The sequence below is a fragment of the Bradyrhizobium sp. BRP56 genome (assembly GCF_020194035.1).
Lineage (GTDB): Bacteria > Pseudomonadota > Alphaproteobacteria > Rhizobiales > Xanthobacteraceae > Bradyrhizobium > Bradyrhizobium australafricanum.
This window is the reverse complement of the sequence record NZ_JADYVV010000035.1, coordinates 73,788-92,289: the sequence shown is the minus strand read 5'-3', so window position 1 is coordinate 92,289 and position 18,502 is coordinate 73,788. Positions and strand designations below refer to the sequence as shown.

The 18,502-nt window shown below is 65.3% G+C and carries 14 protein-coding genes; 4 read left to right on the top strand and 10 right to left on the bottom strand.

Annotated features, from left to right (window positions below; all coding sequences use genetic code 11):
- Positions 1–235: 235 nt before the first annotated feature.
- Positions 236–1,465 carry a DUF2235 domain-containing protein gene (locus tag I6F38_RS24045; protein WP_225162053.1) on the bottom strand — a complete coding sequence of 410 codons (1,230 nt, stop codon included), beginning with the start codon at positions 1,463–1,465 and terminating at the stop codon, positions 236–238.
- Between the two features lie 465 nt (positions 1,466–1,930).
- Here I6F38_RS24045 and I6F38_RS24040 point away from each other — a divergent pair, with 465 nt between their 5' ends.
- Positions 1,931–2,458 (top strand): hypothetical protein, encoded by a 528-nt coding sequence (locus tag I6F38_RS24040; protein WP_225162052.1) that lies wholly within the window; start codon positions 1,931–1,933, stop codon positions 2,456–2,458.
- Between the two features lie 14 nt (positions 2,459–2,472).
- Here I6F38_RS24040 and I6F38_RS24035 read toward each other — a convergent pair whose 3' ends face one another.
- The 4 genes from I6F38_RS24035 to I6F38_RS24020 all read right to left on the bottom strand — a co-directional run bounded on the left by I6F38_RS24035 (position 2,473) and on the right by I6F38_RS24020 (position 6,232).
- A complete protein-coding gene (locus tag I6F38_RS24035; RefSeq protein ID WP_225162051.1) occupies positions 2,473–3,849 on the bottom strand; it encodes a VWA domain-containing protein in 1,377 nt (458 codons plus the stop codon).
- A gap of 6 nt (positions 3,850–3,855) precedes the next feature.
- A complete protein-coding gene (locus tag I6F38_RS24030; RefSeq protein WP_225162050.1) occupies positions 3,856–4,803 on the bottom strand; it encodes a MoxR family ATPase in 948 nt (315 codons plus the stop codon).
- A 311-nt stretch (positions 4,804–5,114) separates the two neighbouring features.
- The gene (locus I6F38_RS24025) at positions 5,115–5,432 is read right to left on the bottom strand and encodes a hypothetical protein (RefSeq protein WP_225162049.1); all 318 of its coding nucleotides are present in this window, start codon (positions 5,430–5,432) and stop codon (positions 5,115–5,117) included.
- 167 nt (positions 5,433–5,599) lie between these two features.
- The gene (locus tag I6F38_RS24020; RefSeq protein WP_168857640.1) at positions 5,600–6,232 is read right to left on the bottom strand and encodes an HAD-IA family hydrolase; all 633 of its coding nucleotides are present in this window, start codon (positions 6,230–6,232) and stop codon (positions 5,600–5,602) included.
- A 134-nt stretch (positions 6,233–6,366) separates the two neighbouring features.
- Here I6F38_RS24020 and I6F38_RS24015 point away from each other — a divergent pair, with 134 nt between their 5' ends.
- On the top strand, positions 6,367–7,128 hold the full coding sequence (locus I6F38_RS24015; protein ID WP_225162048.1) for a trypsin-like serine protease: 762 nt from the start codon (positions 6,367–6,369) through the stop codon (positions 7,126–7,128).
- A 185-nt stretch (positions 7,129–7,313) separates the two neighbouring features.
- Here the strand turns inward: I6F38_RS24015 and I6F38_RS24010 are convergent, their stop codons facing one another.
- The 3 genes from I6F38_RS24010 to I6F38_RS24000 form a co-directional block, all read right to left on the bottom strand.
- Positions 7,314–9,536 carry an acetate--CoA ligase family protein gene (locus I6F38_RS24010; RefSeq protein WP_225162047.1) on the bottom strand — a complete coding sequence of 741 codons (2,223 nt, stop codon included), beginning with the start codon at positions 9,534–9,536 and terminating at the stop codon, positions 7,314–7,316.
- A 170-nt stretch (positions 9,537–9,706) separates the two neighbouring features.
- Positions 9,707–10,297, bottom strand: a complete 591-nt coding sequence (locus I6F38_RS24005; RefSeq protein WP_225162046.1) for a class GN sortase — start codon at positions 10,295–10,297, stop codon at positions 9,707–9,709.
- Positions 10,298–10,501: 204 nt separating this feature from the next.
- Entirely contained in the window at positions 10,502–12,775 is a 2,274-nt protein-coding gene (locus I6F38_RS24000) for a marine proteobacterial sortase target protein (protein ID WP_225162045.1), read from the bottom strand.
- Positions 12,776–12,974: 199 nt separating this feature from the next.
- Here I6F38_RS24000 and I6F38_RS23995 point away from each other — a divergent pair, with 199 nt between their 5' ends.
- On the top strand, positions 12,975–13,739 hold the full coding sequence (locus I6F38_RS23995; protein WP_076834862.1) for a helix-turn-helix transcriptional regulator: 765 nt from the start codon (positions 12,975–12,977) through the stop codon (positions 13,737–13,739).
- 275 nt (positions 13,740–14,014) lie between these two features.
- Here the strand turns inward: I6F38_RS23995 and I6F38_RS23990 are convergent, their stop codons facing one another.
- The gene (locus I6F38_RS23990) at positions 14,015–15,235 is read right to left on the bottom strand and encodes an ABC transporter substrate-binding protein (RefSeq protein ID WP_225162044.1); all 1,221 of its coding nucleotides are present in this window, start codon (positions 15,233–15,235) and stop codon (positions 14,015–14,017) included.
- Positions 15,236–15,360: 125 nt separating this feature from the next.
- Positions 15,361–16,902, bottom strand: a complete 1,542-nt coding sequence (locus I6F38_RS23985; RefSeq protein WP_225162043.1) for a long-chain fatty acid--CoA ligase — start codon at positions 16,900–16,902, stop codon at positions 15,361–15,363.
- Positions 16,903–17,117: 215 nt separating this feature from the next.
- Here I6F38_RS23985 and I6F38_RS23980 point away from each other — a divergent pair, with 215 nt between their 5' ends.
- Positions 17,118–18,254 carry an acyl-CoA dehydrogenase family protein gene (locus I6F38_RS23980; protein WP_225162042.1) on the top strand — a complete coding sequence of 379 codons (1,137 nt, stop codon included), beginning with the start codon at positions 17,118–17,120 and terminating at the stop codon, positions 18,252–18,254.
- Positions 18,255–18,502: the final 248 nt, after the last annotated feature.

The window sequence follows — 18,502 nt, the reverse complement described above, 5'->3', positions numbered from 1 at the left end:
GTAGGGCAATCGCATATGACCGTTTGAGGCGATCGGAGTTCCCACAAACTCGTCATGCCCGGGCTTGTCCCGGGCATCCACGTCTTCGTTTCCACGCGAAGAAAAGACGTGGATGGCCGGGACAAGCCCGGCCATGACGGCGAGGAAGAATCGGTTCATTCCATATGTGATTGCCCTGCCCGCAAGCGGGAGAGGGAGCAGATCGCCTTCGCGGTTAAATCATGCTTTGAGGCCTTCAAGCCGTCAGGGCCGTCGGCGCGGGTGGTGCCGGGGGCGGCGTCATCGGCTCGACGTTGTAGGTCTTCGGCATATTGATCGGCTTGTAGGCCGGATCCTTCTCCATGCGCTCGAGCACCGAGGCATGGATGGTCGCGCCGTCCGCAATCGGCCGCGGCTCGCCGCGCGGCAGATAGAAACCGAGGAAGGATTTCCGCTCCGGCCATTCCTTCCATTTGTCGCGCTTCGGAATCCATTCCAGGATTTCCCAGGCGGCGGTCAGCGAATTGTGCAGCGGGGCGGCTGCGCTCGGCGGCACATATTCGTGCTTGTGCGGCGGCAACGGCATCCCCCAGGCGAGATGATCGATCAGCGCCTGATCCATGTGCAGCCCGGCTGCCTTGGCCTGCTCGAGCATCCAGATCAGCGGAAACTTCGACGGCCCGCTCTGGTCTTCCGGATAGCCGCCGCCGACGTCGGAGTGCACGCCGGCAAACCAGACCTGGCTGATGTTCTGCTCCACCTCCGTCGCCGGATCGAATGGATCCGAGCGGAATTTCTGCGGCTCGATCCAGCGATTGAGTCGGAACATGCGCCTGCGCTCGTCGATCGAGATCGCCTGGCGGAAGTGTTTGACGCTGGAATTGGTGCGGGTGAACAGCAGCGTCTGCAAGTCGAACAGGAAATTGTCCTGTCGCGGCACGATGATCGAGGCCACGGTGTCCCAGACACCGACGAACTCGATGTCGATGTTGCGGCCGCCGGCAATCTGGCTGAAGTGCCAAGCCTCCTTCAACGGAGCATAGTCGAACGTGCCGTCGGATTTTTGGGCGTCGGAGCTGGCTTTTTTGTAGGTGCCGAAGGCGTAGCTCGCGAGGTCGAGCTGGTCGACGGGCAGCAGGCCCATCACATGGACGAAGGCCGCGAGCACGCGCACCGTGTAGGCACCGCGGCTGAAGCCGAACATCCAGACCCGGTCACCGGGCTCCCAGGTTCGGCACAGGAACAGGTAGGCGCCGAGCGTGTCCTGGTCGAGACCGGCGCCGAAGGCCAGCCCGAACAGGCCGCGCATCTGCTGCTTGAAGCGACCCCAGGCGTTTTGCAGGCCGATGGTGCCGAGGCCGGGATGATAATAGATCCGCTGCCGGTCATTCTTGTCGGCGACGCGGAACAGCTTCAGCACGTTGGAAATATTGTCACCGATCTCGTTGCCGGTGCCGTCGCAGCAAATCACAATATCCTTCGGCATCCGTTGCCCTCGCGGCCGCCGTGAAAATTCGCGGCCTCTATGTACGGCAGAACGTGGTGAAAATTCAATCTCCAATTGAAGACGGTTCTGTGGCGGCGGCGTGACCGCCGGTGGTGCCGGGTAGCCGAAGCGCGATGCGCGTCGACGCTGCCTGCCGTTGGCTCTCGAATTGAATCTCGCCACCGCCGGCCAAAGCTGCGCCAAGGACGGCGTCGCTTCAGCTCGCCGATGCCCGGCCGTGACGGAGTGTCCGTGAGAGACCCAATTGCGTTCGCGATGCTTTGGGCCAGCCGCCAATGGCGCTTCCAGAATTCAATTGCAACACTTCGGAAAAGATGGAAATCTGCTCGTCGATCATTGCTATATGCGTCGACATTTTCTCCCTTTCAGGGACTCCGCGGTGCACGCGATCATCTTTCCTGCGGCCTCCCGCAGCTTCCTCGACAACAACAGGAACGGGTCGGCATGAGCCCTCAAGCTCTCGTGACGGCCATTCTCTCGGCACTTGTGGTGGTGGCGTTCGGACTGTTCTGGTGGGTCGGCAGCTATTCCGATCGCGTGTTCGCAAGCAGGTTCCGCACCCGCTTTCCGGAGAAGACGCTGAGCTACACCGGCGACCAGCTTGGCGAGCTGGTGCAGTCGGATCTGCGGATGAAGTATGTCTTTCCGATCCTGTTTCCGTTCGATCTGATCGTCATGCTGGCGCTGGCGGGCGCGATGGGCGCGGCGTCATCGCACTGGCTCAGCCGGATCTATCCGTCCGCGGCGTGGCTCGGCCTGGTCGTGCCGGCTGTGTACCTACTCAGCGACCTGATCGAGGATTGTCTCCTGGCATGGCTGCTGCTGCACGGCGACCCGCATGCGGCGGCGCGGTCGGTCTCGATCCTGAAGGCGATCACGACGATCAAGCTGGTCGGCATCTTCGCCTCGATCGCGCTGACATTGGCTGCGTTCGTGGGGTGGCTGTTCCACGGCGAGTCGCTTGCCATCTAAGCGCGGCCGGCGGCCTATTGATACGTGGCGACGATATCCGACACGGCGCGCTCGAGCTGCCGCGCGGTCGCGCATTGCCGCACCACGCTGCAGAAGGTCGCGTAGCGCGGCATCTCGGAATCGCCGAAACCCCAGACCATGCGGCCTTCGGGGTTGAGCCAGACCAGCCGCTTGGAGCGCTCGCCGATGCGGCGCAGGATGTCGGCGCGCGGATCGAGATTGTTGCTGCGGGCGTCGCCGAGCACGATCACCGTGGTCTGCGGCGTGATCGCGCTCATCCAGTTGTCCTCGAAATCGGCGAACGAATTGCCGTAGTCGGACGAGCCGAAGCCGACCTTGGACATGATCTCCTTCATCGCTTCTTCCGGCGATTTCGATTCCAGGATGTCGCTGACCTCGATCAGGTGGCCCGAGAAGGCGAATGAGCGGACGTCGTCCACCACCTCGTGCAGGCTGTGGATCAGGAGCAGGAAGAAGTCCGAGACGCGGGCGACCGAGCCGGAGACGTCGCACAGCGCGACGATCTTCGGCCGGTCGCGATGCTTGCGCTTCCACGCTGTGAGGAAGGGGACGCCGCCCCAGGCCGCGTTGCGGCGCAGCGTGCGGCGGACATCGAGATGGCCGCGGCGCTGGCGCTTGCGCGGCTTGGAATAGCGCTCGCGCAGCCGGCGCGCGATCTGGCGGATCAGTGCGCGCATTTGCTCGACCTGCCGCGGCTCGATCCGCGCCAGCGGCGCGTTGCGCAGGATCTCGTTGCGCAGATTCTCCGCTTCCTCGCGGCCGTACAGCAGCAGGGCCTGCGAGACCGCATCGCGAACGGTGCCGCGCAAGCCGTTGAGCGCCTCCTGCAGCCGTTCGGCGAGCGCGGGATTGCGCGTGGTCAGGTCGTCGATGTCGTCGCGCAGGCGCTCGATCCCCATCGCGTCGAGGATGCGGGTCTGGAAGATGCCGCGCTGGGTGAAGTAGCGGATGTCTGGCAGCGAGGCGGCGCCGGAGGCGTTGGCGATCGCGCTCGATATCGCGGAGCGATCCTGCGACAGCAGCATCTGCGCCAGCGGCCCGACATTCTCGTTGGCGGCGCCGCCCGACGCATCGCCATGCTCGTCGGCCGACGGGTTGGCGCCGGATTCGCCGCCATCGTCGGTCTTGCTCTGCTCGGCGCTTTCCTGCTGCGGCTCGGGCTGGCTGAAGAACAGATCGAAGCATTCGCCGAGCGCGCGCTTCTCGTCCTGGGTCTTGGCCAGCGTCAGCAGGAAGGTGTCGCGCAGGATGTCGCGATCGGCAAAGCCGACCTGGGCGACCGCCCGCATCGCGTCGATGCTTTCGGCGGGCGAGACCCGGACCCCGGCCCCCCGCGCCGCACGAAAGAAGCGATGCAGGTTCTCGCGCATCTTGGTCTAGCTGAACACGCCCTGGCGCGACGCCTTGGCGATGAAGGACGAAATCTGCGGCGTCGCGGCCTCGATATCGGCCTCATATTTCAGGAGCACGTTGAGCGTGTCCCTGACGATCTCGTGGTCGAGCTCGCTCGCCTGCAGCAGCACCAGCACGCGCGCCCAGTCGATCGCCTCGCTGACCGAGGGCAGCTTCTTCAGGTCGAGCGAGCGGATCTCGTGGATGAAGCCGACCATCTGCTTGCGCAGCGTCTGCGAGATGCCGGGCACCCGGCTCTCGACGATGCGCTCCTCCAGCTTCTGCTCGGGGAAGCCGATGTGCAGATGCAGGCAGCGCCGCTTCAAGGCGTCGCCAAGATCGCGCTCGCTGTTCGAGGTCAGGATCACGGTCGGCGGCGCCACCGCGGAGACGGTACCGAGCTCGGGGATCGTGACCTGGAAGTCCGAGAGGATTTCCAGCAGCAGCGATTCGAATTCGGCATCCGACTTGTCGATCTCGTCGATCAGGAGCACGCAGCCGGCCGGCTGCTCCAGCGCCTGCAACAGCGGCCGTGGCTCGACGAATTCCTTGGAGAAGAACACATCGCCGAAGGTGTGGAGCTGGTCGAGCGCAGCCGCCAGCGACTGTGCGCCGCCGAGCACCTCGCCGAGCTTGTCCTTCAGGATCTGGGTGTAGAGCAGCTGCTTGGCGTATTTCCACTCATACAGCGCCTTGGCCTCGTCGAGGCCCTCATAGCATTGCAGGCGGATCATCTTCATGCCGCGCCATGCGGCGATCGCCTTCGCCAGCTCGGTCTTGCCGACGCCGGCAGGGCCCTCGACCAGGATCGGCTTCTCGATCTGCTGCGACAGATAGACCGCGGTCGCGATCTGCCGGCTCGCAATATAGCCTTGCGCGGCGAGGCCGCTTTCCACGGCCTCGATCGAGGCGGTGGGCCTGGTGTCAGCCACGAGGATCAGCTCCGAATTTGCCTTGAACTCGGACCTGTTCTGCGCCCGTTGCGGACAAAGCACAAGGCTCGTTTGGCCCGCAAAGGCATGGGGTTAGCGCATGGTTCCGGGTATTTCCGCCAAGCGCAATACGGGCTACGCTTGTTAGCGTGTAGTTCGAACCTCCCCTTGAAAAGGGGAGGTCGCTTTGCTCGCCAGAGCAAAGCGGGTGGGGATCTACTCTCTCCATCACGCCGGCGCCTGCGGCTGACCCCCATCCCGACCTTCCCCCTTTCAGGGGGAAGGAGAAGAATCTCGTAGCCCGGCTACCGTCAACCCGCGCAGCTCTTCACGAAATCCTTGCGCTGAGGGCCCGTGATCTTCTGGTCGATGGCCTGCTTCAGGCAGTCGAGACGCGCCTGCGCCATGCAGAGCTGCATCTGGTCGTGCCGCTCCTGGCCCTTCAGCGCCTTCGCCGCGCTCTGGCAGGCCGCGCGCTTCGCGCCGGGCACGGGCGCCGCCGTCGACGCGCTCTGTTGCGCGGGAGCTGCCACCGGCGCTGTTGTGGGGGCCGGTGTTGTCTGCGCGAGCGCTGCAGCCGAGATCAGCAGCGAACCCGCCGAGACGAGGGCGACGACAAGAGATTTCATGGGAAGTGCCTCCGCGAGGCATGATTTGGAGAAGTGGACGTCGGTTTTCCGGAACGTCATGCTCAGACCAGGAAAGGGGTCACGATGCGATCGCGCCGTGACCCGGGGGGAGGCCGACAATTAGAAGCCGCCGCGTGAATGCGGCATGAATAGGCGCGTAACCCGCTTCACCTCAGCGTGAGACCGGTCGCGGCTTCAAGCTCGCCGATCGCCTGCGCGGCATTCGCGACCTTGATCGTGGTCATGCCCATCTCGCGCGCCGGCTTCAAATTGACGCCGAGATCGTCGAGATAGACGCAGTTCTTCGGATTCACCTGCAGCGTCTCCACCATCATCTGGTAGATGCGCGGGTCGGGCTTGCGCAGGCCGATCTTCGCGGACTCGATGACGTGGTCGAACAGCGCCATCACCTCGGCGACATAGAGCGTGCGTCCGCTGCGGCTGCCGATCGCGTTCGCCGGCAGATTGTTGGTGATGCAGCCGGTCTTGAATTTCGCCTTGATGCGCTTCAGGGCCTCGACCATCTCGGGGCGCAGGTCGCCGGAGAGCAGCGGCAGCACGTCCTTGCCGCGCACCTCGGCGCCGAGCGCCTTCGATTCCGTGGCGAACAGCGCGTCGAATGCGTCGATATCGATCTCGGCGCGCTCGAACTTGGCCCAGGCGTTCTCGAGATGGTTGGCGGCGTTGGTGCGGCGGATGATGTCGATCGGCAGGCCGCGCTCGGTCTCATAGCGCGCGAACGCCTCGAACGGCGAGGTGGTCAACACGCCGCCGAAATCCCAGATCACTGCCTCGATCATGCCTTCCTGCCCAATGATGCGTTGCTTGAGGAGCGGCTAACACGGATCGCAGACCGGGACCAGCCCGATCCGGCGCTTGTTCGGTGCTCGTTCGGCGCTTGGCGACCCGCGCGGAGCGGGCTATTGCTTCGCCGATGAAGACATCCCGCCTGATCCTCGCCGTTCTCGTGTCGCTGGTCTGCCCTCCGGCTTTCGCCATCGTCGGCGGCGGCGCGCCGTCGACGGATGGCGTTGCGCGCTCCGTCGTCACCATCGTCGGCTCGCGCGGCAACTTCTGCACCGGTGCGCTGATCGCGCCGAAGGTCGTGCTGACCGCGGCGCATTGCGTGCAGCCCGGCGCCGATTACAAGATTGTCGAATATGGCGCGGACAGGCAGCCGAAGCTGCAGGATGTCAGGACGGTTGCGATCCATCCCGGCTTTCGGATGCAGGCGATGACCAATCATGTCGCGACCGCCGATGTCGCGCTGCTGCAACTGGCGGCGCCGGCCGCAGGCAAGGCGCCGGCCGCGCTCGGCATGCCAAACATTCCGATCCAGGTCGGCGGCCGTTTCACCATCGCGGGCGTCGGCGTCACCGTGCGCGGTGACGGCAAGAGCGGTGGCGCCACCCGCGTTGCCGGCCTGATCGCGAGCGGCAAGCCCGGCACGTTGCAGATCCGTCTCGTCGATCCGGTCGGGCAGGGCGTGCGCGAAGGGCTCGGGGCCTGCACCGGCGATTCCGGCGCGCCGGTGTTCGAGGACAAGCAGGGCGGCCCCGTAATCGTCGGCGTGGTGAGCTGGTCGACGGGGCCGAACGGCGCCGCCGGCTGCGGCGGCATCACCGGCGTGACGCCGCTGACGCTCTATCGCGACTGGGTGATGCAGACCGCGCGGCAGTGGGGCGCGAGCTTTTAGCCCGCGGCGCTCTCGAGCTGTTTGCGCGCTGTCCCGTCATCCTGAGGCGCGAGCCTTGCGGCGCAATTGCGCCGCTGAGCGAGCCTCGAAGGATGTACGGCCACCAGCCGGGCCGTCGCCCTTCGAGGGCCGCTGAAGGAGCGGCCACCTCAGGGTGACGGTGAGGGGCCGGGCATGCGCCGAGCCTAATGCCCCGCCGCCTTGTTCGCGGCGGCGTTGTTCAGCACGATCAGGCCGTCGACGGCGACGCCGAGCTTGCTGTTGATCAGGAACGGGTTGACGTCGATCGAGGCAATGCGGCCGTTGGCGTCCGCCATCAGGTTGGAAAGACCGACCAGCGCCTTCACTGCCGACGGCTCGTGCAGCGCGGGCTTGCCGCGATAGCCCTTCATCTTGACGCCGGCCTTGGTCCTGGCGATCAGCTCCTTCGCCTCGGCGGCGTCGAGCGGCGCGCCGGCGAGCGCGACGTCCTTCATCAGCTCGATATCGACGCCGCCGGTTCCGAACAGCACGACGGGGCCCATCTCGGCGTCGAGCGAGGCGCCGACCACGAGCTCGAGGTCGGCCTTGACCTGCTGCGCGATCAGGATGCCTTCGAGCTTCGGCTTGCCCTTCAGCTTCTTCACCCGCGCGGTGATGTCGTCGAACGCCTTCTTCACCTCGGCTGCACTGGCGAGATTCAGCACCACGCCGCCGATATCGGATTTGTGCAGGATGTCGGGGCTGACCACCTTGGCGACCACCGGGAAACCGATCTGCTTGGCGATCTTCACGGCCTCGGCTGCGGTCTGCGCGACCTCTTCCTTTGAGATCGGGATGCCATAGGCCTTGAGCAGCTTCTTCGAGGCGACCTCGTCCAGTGCGGCGGCGCCGTTTGCGGCCTTCAGCGTCTTCTCCAGCACCGCGCGCGCCGATGCCTTCGAGCTCGAGGCGATATCGGGCACCTCCTTGCGCAGGCCGGCATATTCGATCAGCGACTTGATCGCGCCGACAGCGCGGTCGAGGCCCTGCATGACCGCGATATCGGGCAGCGACTTGCGCAGTCCCTTGGTGAATTCGGTGAAGCCGATCGACATCGCGCTGATATAGATCACCGGCTTGTTGGCCTGGCCCGCCATTTCGTTGACGATGCGCAGATTTCGCTCGCGCAGCTCGTGTGGCGCCTTCGGCAGCTCGGCATCGATGATGACGATATCGGTGTCGGGATCGTCGATCATGATCTTGATCGACTTCATGTAGACGGAGGGATCGACCACCGCGGCAAAGCCGGCGTCGAGCGGATTGCCGACGATGCTGCCGGGGCCGAGCATCTTCGCCAGCTGCTCCGAGGCGTTCGGACTCAGCGGCGCGAAGTTCAGCCCGGCGGAATAGAACGCGTCGATCAGAAGGCCGCGCTTGCCGCCCGACAGCGACACCGCCGCGAGGCGATTGCCCTTCGGCGGATCGGCATGGACGAAGCACTCGGTGGTTTCGATCAGTTCATCCAGCCCACGCACCCGGATCACGCCTTCGCGGGTCGAGATCGCATCGAAGGTCTCGATCGAGCCGGCGAGCGCGCCGGTATGCGCCATCGCCGCCGCGCGGCCGCCTTCGGAGGCGCCGAGCTTGAGCGCGATCACCGGCTTGCCGGCGGCGCGCGCGGCCTTGCAGGCATCGCGGAATACCTTCGTGTTCCTGACGCCTTCGAGATAGACCACGATGACGCGGATGCTCGGATCGGCGGCGAAGTAGCTCATCAGGTCCGGGGTCTCGAGGCCGGATTCATTGCCGGTCGTGACCATGTAGCCGACGCCGACGCCGCGATCCTCCAGCGCCTGGCGGATCGCCATCACGATCGCGCCGGATTGGCCGGCGATCGCCACCGCGCCCTGCTCCATGGTGACGATGCGGTCGTCGATATTGGTGAACAGGTTCTCGCCGGCGCTGAGATTGCCGAGGCAATTCGGACCGGTGACCGCAAGCCCGGTCTCCTTGATCGCCTGCTTCAGCTCGACCGCGAGCCGCTGGCTCTCTTCATCCTGCAATTCGCTGAAGCCGGAGGTGACGATGGTCGCCGAGCGTGCGCCGGCCGCGGCCGCATCGCGGATCACCTGCACCGCAAACCGGGCCGGCACCAGCACCAGCACATGGTCGGGCTTCTCGGGAAGGCTGGCGAAGTCCTTGTAGCAGGTGACGCCCCAGATCGCTTCGCGCTTGGCGTTGATCGGATAGAGGCCGCCGGCATATCCGTATTTGACCAGATTGTTCCAGATCCGTTCGGCGTAATTGCCGGGCTTGTCGGTGGCACCGACCAGCACGATGTTGCGCGGATGCAGCATCGCGTGGATGCTCTTGACGATATCGCTGGCGTCAGCGGGCGGCGCCCATTCGTGGGACACATGAGACGCGGTGCTTGCGAAAGCTTCCATGGAGCCTGCCCTTATCCTTGTTGTCTTTGTTTCCTCTGGCCACGGCGGATCACCGTGAGGCGCGCGATTTTTCATTGTTTTTGTGGCGAGGGAAAGGGGGTAGCAACTCATGCTGGCGCAGGTCAGGGCACCGCGCGCAATATCCCGGCAGGCGCAAAATTGATTGCGTATCAGGAACCCGATTCGCGCGGGCGCGAATCCGTTTCGATCAGGGTCGCGTGCAGCAAGTAACGCTCGGACCCCGATGTCAGCGCGTCGAACGGCCAGCAGGTCGACAGCACCAGTTCATGTCGGTCAGTCATCGGATCGATGCCGGATTGATCGAAGCGGACCACCGAACTGCGATCGGCCCGATAGCGAAACATCTTGCCGTCGCTGCGCGTGACGTCGATCTCGTCACCGATTGTGACATTCCTGAGAAAGCGAAAATGAGTGTCGCGGTGCGCGGAATAGACCGCGACGCCGCGCTCGCCGGCATCGACGGTCTGTTCGACATGGCCGGGGCCGAACGCCAGTGCCTGGCCGCTGCTGCCGGCAAGCACGATCGCGGAAGCGTGCAGGCGCTTCACCTCGATCCGCGCCACCGGCCAGGTATCGGCCCAGTTCCACGGCTTCACCGGCTGGCCGGTCGCGATGCTCTGCGCGAAGGCGCGCTCCAGCAGCACCTGTGCGAGCAGCGCCTTGGCATGGATATAGGCGCCCTGGCCGAACAGGATCAGGCCGATGAGGGCGAAGCCGAGGGCTGGGATGAAGCGGGGCATTGTTGCGCCTGTTGCTGTCATTCCGGGATAGTCCGAAGGACCAGACCCGGAATCTCGAGATTCCGGGTTCGATGCTGCGCATCGCCCCGGAATGACATTGCGGGTTGGAAAAGAGTTGCGCGCGCGGCCCCTGGGGGACGGGTGGAAGGCCGCGCGCGCTCTTGAAGGAGGAGGTTGGGGGGCACCTCCTCCTTTCATCCGACGTCATTGGGGCGACGTCTGACGCCGGTTGAACACCAGCAGGAGAAGGCTGACCGTGAGCAGGATCACGCCCGCGATCATCTTCAGCTCCGCGTCGGTCGCGGTCTTCGGCAGCTGGATCGTGCCGGGACCTTGTGTGGCGACCGGTGACCGCTTCAGCGCAGCGAGCTGCACCTTGCTGTCGCCACCGTCGGCGCGCCGCTCGCCCGGCACGGCCGGCAGACTCGGACGCTCGCCGAACACCTTCGCAAAATCCCAGCCGGCGGGCAGGTTGAGCGGCAACTCGGAGAGCTTCAGCGGCTCGCCGTCTGGACGACTCGGCGTCTTGTCGACCGCGACAAGGCTGGTCAGCCGCGTGACGAGCTGATGCTCCAGCGCTAGCGCGAGGATGGTCTTGTCGGCTTCCTCGGGGCTCTCCTGTCGCGTGGTGCGCGCGACCTCGGCATCGGCGATCTTGCGGCGCGCCCACAGTTTCGGCAGGCCCTTGCCTTCAGCGGCATTCGCGAGCGGCAGCGTCACGCTCCAGGGGCGGTCGCCGATGCGACCCTTGATCTCGACCGAGCCGGCCAGCTTGTCGAGCTTGGCGGCCAGCACCAGCGGCTCGTCGCGATAGACGTCGGGCAATGCCGACGGCGTCAGGTCGGCCGCCGCCTCGGAGAATTTCGCGGAGAGGTTCGTCACCGCCGGGTTCTCCAGCTTGGCGAACAGGCCGCGCATGCGCTCGTCGACCTGCTCGACCGAGCCGATATGGGTGAAGGTGCCGCGGCCGAGCTCGGCGGCGCGCGTCATCAGATAGGTGTTCGGCGCCGAGCCGATGCCGACCATGAACACCCGCGAGCGGCCACGCAGCGCGCTGATGGTCTCGAACAATTGCTGCTCGTTGCCGATGGCACCGTCGGTCAGGAACACGACCTGGCGGACGTAATTGGCGTCGCCATGGTTGGTGTCGGACAGCGCCGCGCGCATCGCCGGCACCATCTCGGTGCCGCCACGGGCCTGCAACGCGCTGACGAACGCCGTCGCATTGCCGATATTGGCGCTGTTGGCCGCGACCGGCGACGGGAACAGCGTGTCCATGGTGTCGTCGAACCGGATCACGTTGAAGCGATCGGTCGGCTGCAGGCGGCCGAGCGCGTAAGTCAGGCTCGCCTTGGCCTGGATGATCGAGGTGCCGCCCATCGAGCCGGAATTATCGATCACGAAGATCACCTCGCGCGGCAACGGCTTCTGTTGCGCCTGCTCGACCGACGGCGGGGTGACGAAGGCCAGCAGATAGTCGGAATTGCCGACACGCTCGCGGAACAGCCCGACCGCCGGCGCCTTCTCGGCGGCCGGCTTCCAGGTCAGCTCGAAATCACGATCGGCCGGCACCGGGCCTTCGGCGAGCTTGACGAGCCGCGTGGTGCTGTCGGGGCTCTCGATCCTGACCTGGTGGAAATGGCTCTTCACTTCCCCGAGCGGGAAGCCGGCGTTCAGATGCACCGTGATGTTGGTCGGATTGACCGGCGCATTCTCTGCCGGATCGAGCACTTCGCGCGCAATGCGGTCGCGATCCGGCACGGGATCGGTTGACGTGGCGCCCCAGCCGTTGCCGTCGGCGCGGAGATCGACGCTCTGCACCACCGGGCGCGGATTGTAGCGCGGGCCGACCACCATCGGCACCCGCAGCGAGAACTCGTTGCCGTTCTGCTGCACCGACTCCTGATATTCGATCTGCACCAGCACGGTTTCGCCGGGGCCGATATTGGCGACCGAATTGGTGAAGATGTTGGGCCGCTCCCGCTCGGTGAGCGCGGCCTTCTGGCCGTTCTGCCTGGCCTGCTCGTAGATCGCGCGAGCCTGCTGCCGCTCCTTGATGTCGCCGACCACGACGCGGTCGCCGACCACCATCTTCAGCGTGTCGACCGCGCCGCCCGCCGGCAGCGGATAGACATAGGTCGCCTCCACCCAGTCCTTGGTCGGGTTGCGGAAGATCTGCGTGACGCGGGCGCGGACCGTCGGACCCGACACCGTGAGGTCGACGTCGATGCCGAGCCTCAGCGCATCCCGATAGCCGTCATCGGTCTTGAACAGCAGCGAGCCGGAGCGCGCATCCGATTGCCGCAGCACCGCCTGTTGCGGCAGTTCGGCCGACCACACCGGACCGAAACTCAGGAATAGCGCCGCAAAGCCGATAACCAGCGCGGCCACACCTTCCACCAGAAAGAACAGCGCAATGCGCATCCTGCGCGACAGGCGGATCTGCGGGCTGCTCTCACATGCATCGTAAATCGTCATTTTCGTCACTCCCGAGCGAGGCTTTCGCTGCCTCGCGATCATGGAGAACGGCGGTTTTGGCGCGAGCAGAATGATCGGCAATGATTGGCCGCCGTCCGGCGCGGCCCGCCGCCGGCTGAGGCGGATTTGTGCGGTTTGGTGATGGATTGTCCGGTCTGCTAGACTGCGCGGAATCAAGGGGAACCGGGCAGGAATCTGGATGCCGACGCCTGACAAGCAGCTATCCGCCGAGCAGAGCCAGCAGGTCGCGGAGACCATCCGCGAGGAAATCGCGCGCCGCCGCATCTCGCGGCAGACGCTGGCCGAGCAGGCCAAGCTCAGCCTCTCGACCCTGGAGAAGGTGCTCGGCGGCCGCCGCCCGTTCACGCTGGCGACCACCGTGCGGCTGGAGCAGGCGCTGGGTGTGTCCTTGCGCAAGCTGCCGGAGACGATCACGGTGGCCGCACCCGCCAATGGCGGGATCGCACCCGACAGCCTCGGGTCTTATTCGCGCCGCGCGGTGGCGCGGATCGAGGGGACCTACATCACAGTGCGGCCGTCGTTCGGCGAGCAGGGCGCACTCTACGCCTATCGGACGGAGATCACCTGGGACGAGGCGTCGTCATCGCTCGGCTTCCGCGAAGGCGAGCGGCAGGACGCCGACTATACGCAGTACGGCGAAGTCGCGGTGCCCAACGAATCCGGCTTCGTCTACCTCGTGACCAACAGGCACGGCCAGCATCGCGTGATCACGGTGTCGCGCCCGCGCAATTCCGGCGAGATGTACGGCATCATCACGACGCTGCTCGCCGGCCGCGGCTCGCTGCTGACGCCGGTCGCCGCGCCGATCGCGTTCCTGCCGGTGAAGAACGTGCCCAAGCCCAGCCTCGGCCGGGTGTCGGCGGATGATGCGAACTACGCCGCCTATCGCGAGCATCTGCGTCGAACGATCGATGAGCCTTTCGCGATTTTCCTGCCGGGCTGACAACGGCAGAGTTAGGTCCGTCATCCTGAGGTGCGAGCCTTGCGGCGCGATTGCGCCGCTGGGCGAGCCTCGAAGGATGCACGGCCCGTATGCATCGACTCGGGAGAGAGCCGGGCCGTCGACCCTTCGAGACGCCGCTTCGCGGCTCCTCAGGGTGACGGTGAGATAGCTTGCGCGTCACTCGGCTTGGCTTCACCCGCGATCCGCAAAAAACAACGAAGCCGCCCGGATGGGCGGCTTCGCGACGGCTGATGTTGGTGGCGGTGTGCGTCGCGCTAGCCGCCGGTCTCGGCGCTGATGATGTCGCCGAACAGCTCCCACTGCCCGTTCTTGAACTGCATCATCTTGAGCTGCTCGACCGGCGCGAAGTCGGTTGCGCTGGTGTTGATCCTGATGCCGGGGATCAACGTGTCGGGCGCAAAATCCTTCAGGCTGGCGGCCTGCTTCATCACGTTCTCACGCGTCAGGTTGTCGCCGGCCTGCTTCAGCACCTGCGCCATGGTCTGCGCCGCGGCGTAGCCATAGACCAGATTGGCGTCGGCGAGGTTGGCGCCCGGCATGTACTTCTCGGCGAAGGCCATGAACTTCTTCATGCCCTCGTCATTCTTCCATTGCGGATCGGACGCGTCCTTCAGATAGCCGGCCGACAGCACGCCTTCCGAGGCCTCGAGCCCGGCGGGCTTCATGACCGCGCCGATCGAGATCGAGACGTCGGTCATCACCTGCATCGGCTTCCAGTTGAGCTCGGCGATCTTCTTGATCGCCTGCGCCGCGAATTTCGGCGTCGAGATGTTGACGAACACGTCGGCGCCGGTGTCCTTCAGCTTGACGATGTGGGAGTCGATCGACGGCTCGGTGGTCTCGTAGCTCTCTTCGGCGACGATCTTGACGCTCGACTTGTCGAGGATCTCCTTCAAGCCGACCAGGTAATCCTTGCCGAAATCGTCATTGGCGTAGAAGATCGCGACCTTGGCATCCGGCTTGGCCTTCAGGATGTACTTGCCGAAGATCCGCGCCTCGACGCGATAGCTCGGCTGGAAACCCATGGTCCACGGGAAATCCTTCGGATCGTTCCACTTGCTGGCGCCGGTGGCGAGGAACAGCTGCGGCACCTTCTTGGCGTTGTGATACTTCTGCACCGCGGTCTGGGTCGGCGTGCCCAGCGCGTTGAACACCAGGAAGACCTCGTCGCTCTCGATCAGCTTGCGGATCTGCTCAACGGTCTTCGGCGGCGAGTAGCCGTCGTCATAGGAGATCCAGTTGATCTTGCGGCCGTTGATGCCGCCCTGGTCGTTGATCATCTTGAAATAGGCTTCTTCGGTCTTGCCGATGACGCCGTAGGCGGAGGCGGGACCGCTATAGGCCTCGACATTGCCGATCTTGATCTCGGTGTCGGAGGCGCCGGTATCATACTTCTTTTGTGCAAAGGCGGCCTGGGTGGAGAGCAGGCAGAGCGCCGTGGCGGCTGCCAGCAGCGACAGTGTTGTTGTTTTCATAAAGGCAATTTCCTCGATTGATCTTGGTTGGGGACTTACGCAACGAACCCGCAGCCGGTCCCGGCAGACGGCAGCGGGGCAATCCTTGTCGCGGCGAATCCCGGAACGCGCGGCGCGCGTCTGGCTCACGCCGCGGTATCGGTTGGCTTCGGCCGGCTGAATTGTTGCCGGAGCGTCGGCTTATGAATTTTGCCTGTCGCGTTCCGCGGCAGGACCTCGATGAATTCGATCAGGCGCGGGCATTTGAACCGCGCCAGATTGGCCTGGCAATGCGCGTGGACCTCGGCCGGGGTCAGCGAATGGCCGGATTTCACGGCAATGATCGCCATGCCGACTTCGCCCCATTGCTCATCGGGGATGCCGATCACGGCGGCCTCGGCGACGGCGGCCAATTGATGCAGCACGCTCTCGACCTCGGCCGGATAGACGTTCTCGCCGCCCGAGATGTACATGTCCTTCCAGCGGTCGACGATGTAGTAGAAGCCTTCCTCGTCGATCCGCGTGGCGTCGCCGGTGTGCAGCCAGCCGTCGGTGAACGAGGAGGCGTTGGCGTCCGGCCTGTTCCAGTAGCCCGGCGTGATGTTCGGGCCCTTGACCCAGAGTTCGCCGAGCTCGCCGACCGCGGCGTCGCTGCCGTCGGGCCGCACGATGCGGACCTCGGTGTGCAGCACCGGCTTGCCGGACGAGCCGGCCTTGCGCGCGGCATCCTCGCGGTCGAGCACCATCACCGCCGGCGACGTCTCGGTCATGCCGTAGCCCTGCTGCAGCGCGACGCCGCGCGCCTCCCAGGTCTTGAGCAGCGGCACCGGCATCGGCGCGCCGCCGACGCCGCCAATCACGAGGCGGCTGAAATCCGCTGATGCGAAGGAAGGATGCTGCGCCATGAACTGGTAGATCGCGGGCACGCCGAAGAACACGTTGATGCCCTGCAAGGGATCGCCGATCAGCTTCAGCGCCTCGCCGGGATCGAAGGCGCGCATGATCAGCACAGTGCCGCCGGCATGCAGCACGGGATTGGTGTAGCAATTCAGCCCGCCGGTGTGGAACAGCGGCAGCACCGTGAGCAGCACCGAGGCCGGCGAGATGTAGGCGGGGCCGCCGAGATTGACGCAATTCCAGAACGTCATCCCATGCGTGATGATCGCGCCCTTGGGCTGGCCCGTCGTCCCCGACGTGTACATGATGGTCGAGATGTCATCGAGCATGACCTCCTCGAACCGTTCGAGCGGCGTGGCTGCCGCGATGCCGGCCTCATAGGCGCCGCCCGGGCCGAGCCTCACGGTCGCAGCGACATTGCAGAGCTTTGCCACCGAAAGCGCGGTCTCGGCGAGATCGTCGTCATGGATCATCACCTTCGGCGCGGCGTCGCCGGTGATGTAGCGCAGCTCGGGTACGGCGAGGCGGGTGTTGAGCGGCAGGAAGATCGCGCCGATCCGGAAGCAGGCGAACTGCACTTCCAACGTATCGGTTGTGTTCAGCGCCAGCACCGCGACGCGGTCGCCGCGGGCAACCTTGAGCCCATCGCGCAGCCAGGCCGCGAGCCGCGACACGCGGGCGTCGAGCTCCGCATAGCTGAAGCGGCGTCCGCTGGCGAGATCGACAAGCGCCATCTTGTCCGGCGTGCGCCGGCGATGATGCGCGATCCAGTCGTAATAACGAACCGGCAAATTTCCCTCCTCCGGAACGGCAGTCTTGCGCCGCCTGTTCCTGGCTCAATTGATGCCATGAATTGGCAGTGGAGGGGGCGTATAAGGATACTGTCTTGCGTTTAGTGGCTGGCAAATCGCCGGACCGGGCGTCGGCACCGATGGCAGCCACTCGACGCAAGTGAACCGGGAGAAATCCGGACATCGTCGGAGGGAAGAATCAACGGAGCACGCGGATGGCAAACCCGTTCTACACCGGCGAGCATGAGGCCTTTCGCGAGGTGATGCGGCGCTTTGTTGCCAGGGAAATCGAGCCTTATGCCCATCAATGGGACGAGGACGGCGAGTTTCCGCGCGAGCTCTATGCCAAGGCATCCGCGATCGGGCTGCTCGGCCTTGGCTTCCCGGAAGAGTATGGCGGGATCGCCGCCGACCAGTTCATGAAGATCGTGGCCTCGCAGGAGTTGGCGCGGGCCGGCGCCGGCGGCGTCTCCTCGAGCCTGATGAGCCACACCATCGGCTCGCCGCCGATCGCGCGCGCCGCGCGGCCCGAGGTCAAGGCGCGGGTGCTGCCGGACGTGCTCGCCGGCAAGAAGATCTCCGCGCTCGCGATCACCGAGCCGAGCGGCGGCTCCGATGTCGCGAACCTGCGCACCAGGGCGCGGCGCGACGGCGATCATTATGTCGTCTCCGGCGAGAAGACCTTCATCACCTCGGGCATGCGCGCCGACTATCTGACGGTCGCGGTGCGCACCGGCGGCGAAGGTCCCGGCGGCGTCAGCCTGCTGTTGATCGAAGGCAATACGCCCGGCCTGTCCCGCACCAAGCTGAAGAAGATGGGCTGGTGGGCGTCGGACACCGCGACGCTTCACTTCGACGAGTGCCGCGTGCCGGTCGAGAACCTGATCGGCGAGGAAGGCCAGGGCTTCAAGATCATCATGCAGAACTTCAACAGCGAGCGCATGGGCATGGCGGCGAGCTGCACCGCCTATGCGCGCGTCTGCCTCGACGAGGCGGTCGCCTATGCCAAGGAGCGCAAGACGTTCGGCAAGCCGATCGCGCAACACCAGGTGATCAGGCACAAGATCGTCGACATGGCGCAGAAGGTAGCGGCCTCGCAGGCGATGCTGGAGATGCTGGCTTGGCGGCTCGGCCAGGGCGAAAGCCCGGTCGCCGAGATCTGCATGATGAAGAACCAGGCGACGCAGACCATGGCGCACTGCGCCTCCGAGGCGGTGCAGATCTTCGGCGGCGCCGGCTTCATGCGCGGCGTCAAGGTCGAGCGCATCTACCGCGAGGTCAAGGTCAACGCCATCGGCGGCGGCACCGAGGAGATCATGAAGGACCTCGCGAGCCGGCAGATGGGGTTGTGATCGCGTCAGGTGATGATGTGGTCGCGGCGAAATGACGGATTGTGAACCCTCCCCCTGAAAGGGGGAGGGCAGGGTGGGGGTCACGCCGCGAGTCCGACTGCTAGTTTGACCCCCATCCGGCCCGCTCGGCATAGCCGAACGTGCCGACCTCCCCCTTTCAGGGGGAGGTGAGAAAGAAAGGTCATTCCGGGGCGCGCGCTACCGCGAAGCCGGAATCCAGAGGTAATGGATCGAGATTCCGGGTTCGA

Coding starts and splice junctions, on each gene's coding strand:
- I6F38_RS23980 (WP_225162042.1), top strand. CDS start 17,118: ATGGCAAACCCGTTCTACACCGGCGAGCATGAGGCCTTTCGCGAGGTG.
- I6F38_RS24020 (WP_168857640.1), bottom strand. CDS start 6,232: ATGATCGAGGCAGTGATCTGGGATTTCGGCGGCGTGTTGACCACCTCG.
- I6F38_RS23990 (WP_225162044.1), bottom strand. CDS start 15,235: ATGAAAACAACAACACTGTCGCTGCTGGCAGCCGCCACGGCGCTCTGC.
- I6F38_RS24005 (WP_225162046.1), bottom strand. CDS start 10,297: ATGCCCCGCTTCATCCCAGCCCTCGGCTTCGCCCTCATCGGCCTGATC.
- I6F38_RS23995 (WP_076834862.1), top strand. CDS start 12,975: ATGCCGACGCCTGACAAGCAGCTATCCGCCGAGCAGAGCCAGCAGGTC.
- I6F38_RS24015 (WP_225162048.1), top strand. CDS start 6,367: ATGAAGACATCCCGCCTGATCCTCGCCGTTCTCGTGTCGCTGGTCTGC.
- I6F38_RS24040 (WP_225162052.1), top strand. CDS start 1,931: ATGAGCCCTCAAGCTCTCGTGACGGCCATTCTCTCGGCACTTGTGGTG.
- I6F38_RS24035 (WP_225162051.1), bottom strand. CDS start 3,849: ATGCGCGAGAACCTGCATCGCTTCTTTCGTGCGGCGCGGGGGGCCGGG.
- I6F38_RS24025 (WP_225162049.1), bottom strand. CDS start 5,432: ATGAAATCTCTTGTCGTCGCCCTCGTCTCGGCGGGTTCGCTGCTGATC.
- I6F38_RS24010 (WP_225162047.1), bottom strand. CDS start 9,536: ATGGAAGCTTTCGCAAGCACCGCGTCTCATGTGTCCCACGAATGGGCG.
- I6F38_RS24000 (WP_225162045.1), bottom strand. CDS start 12,775: ATGACGATTTACGATGCATGTGAGAGCAGCCCGCAGATCCGCCTGTCG.
- I6F38_RS24045 (WP_225162053.1), bottom strand. CDS start 1,465: ATGCCGAAGGATATTGTGATTTGCTGCGACGGCACCGGCAACGAGATC.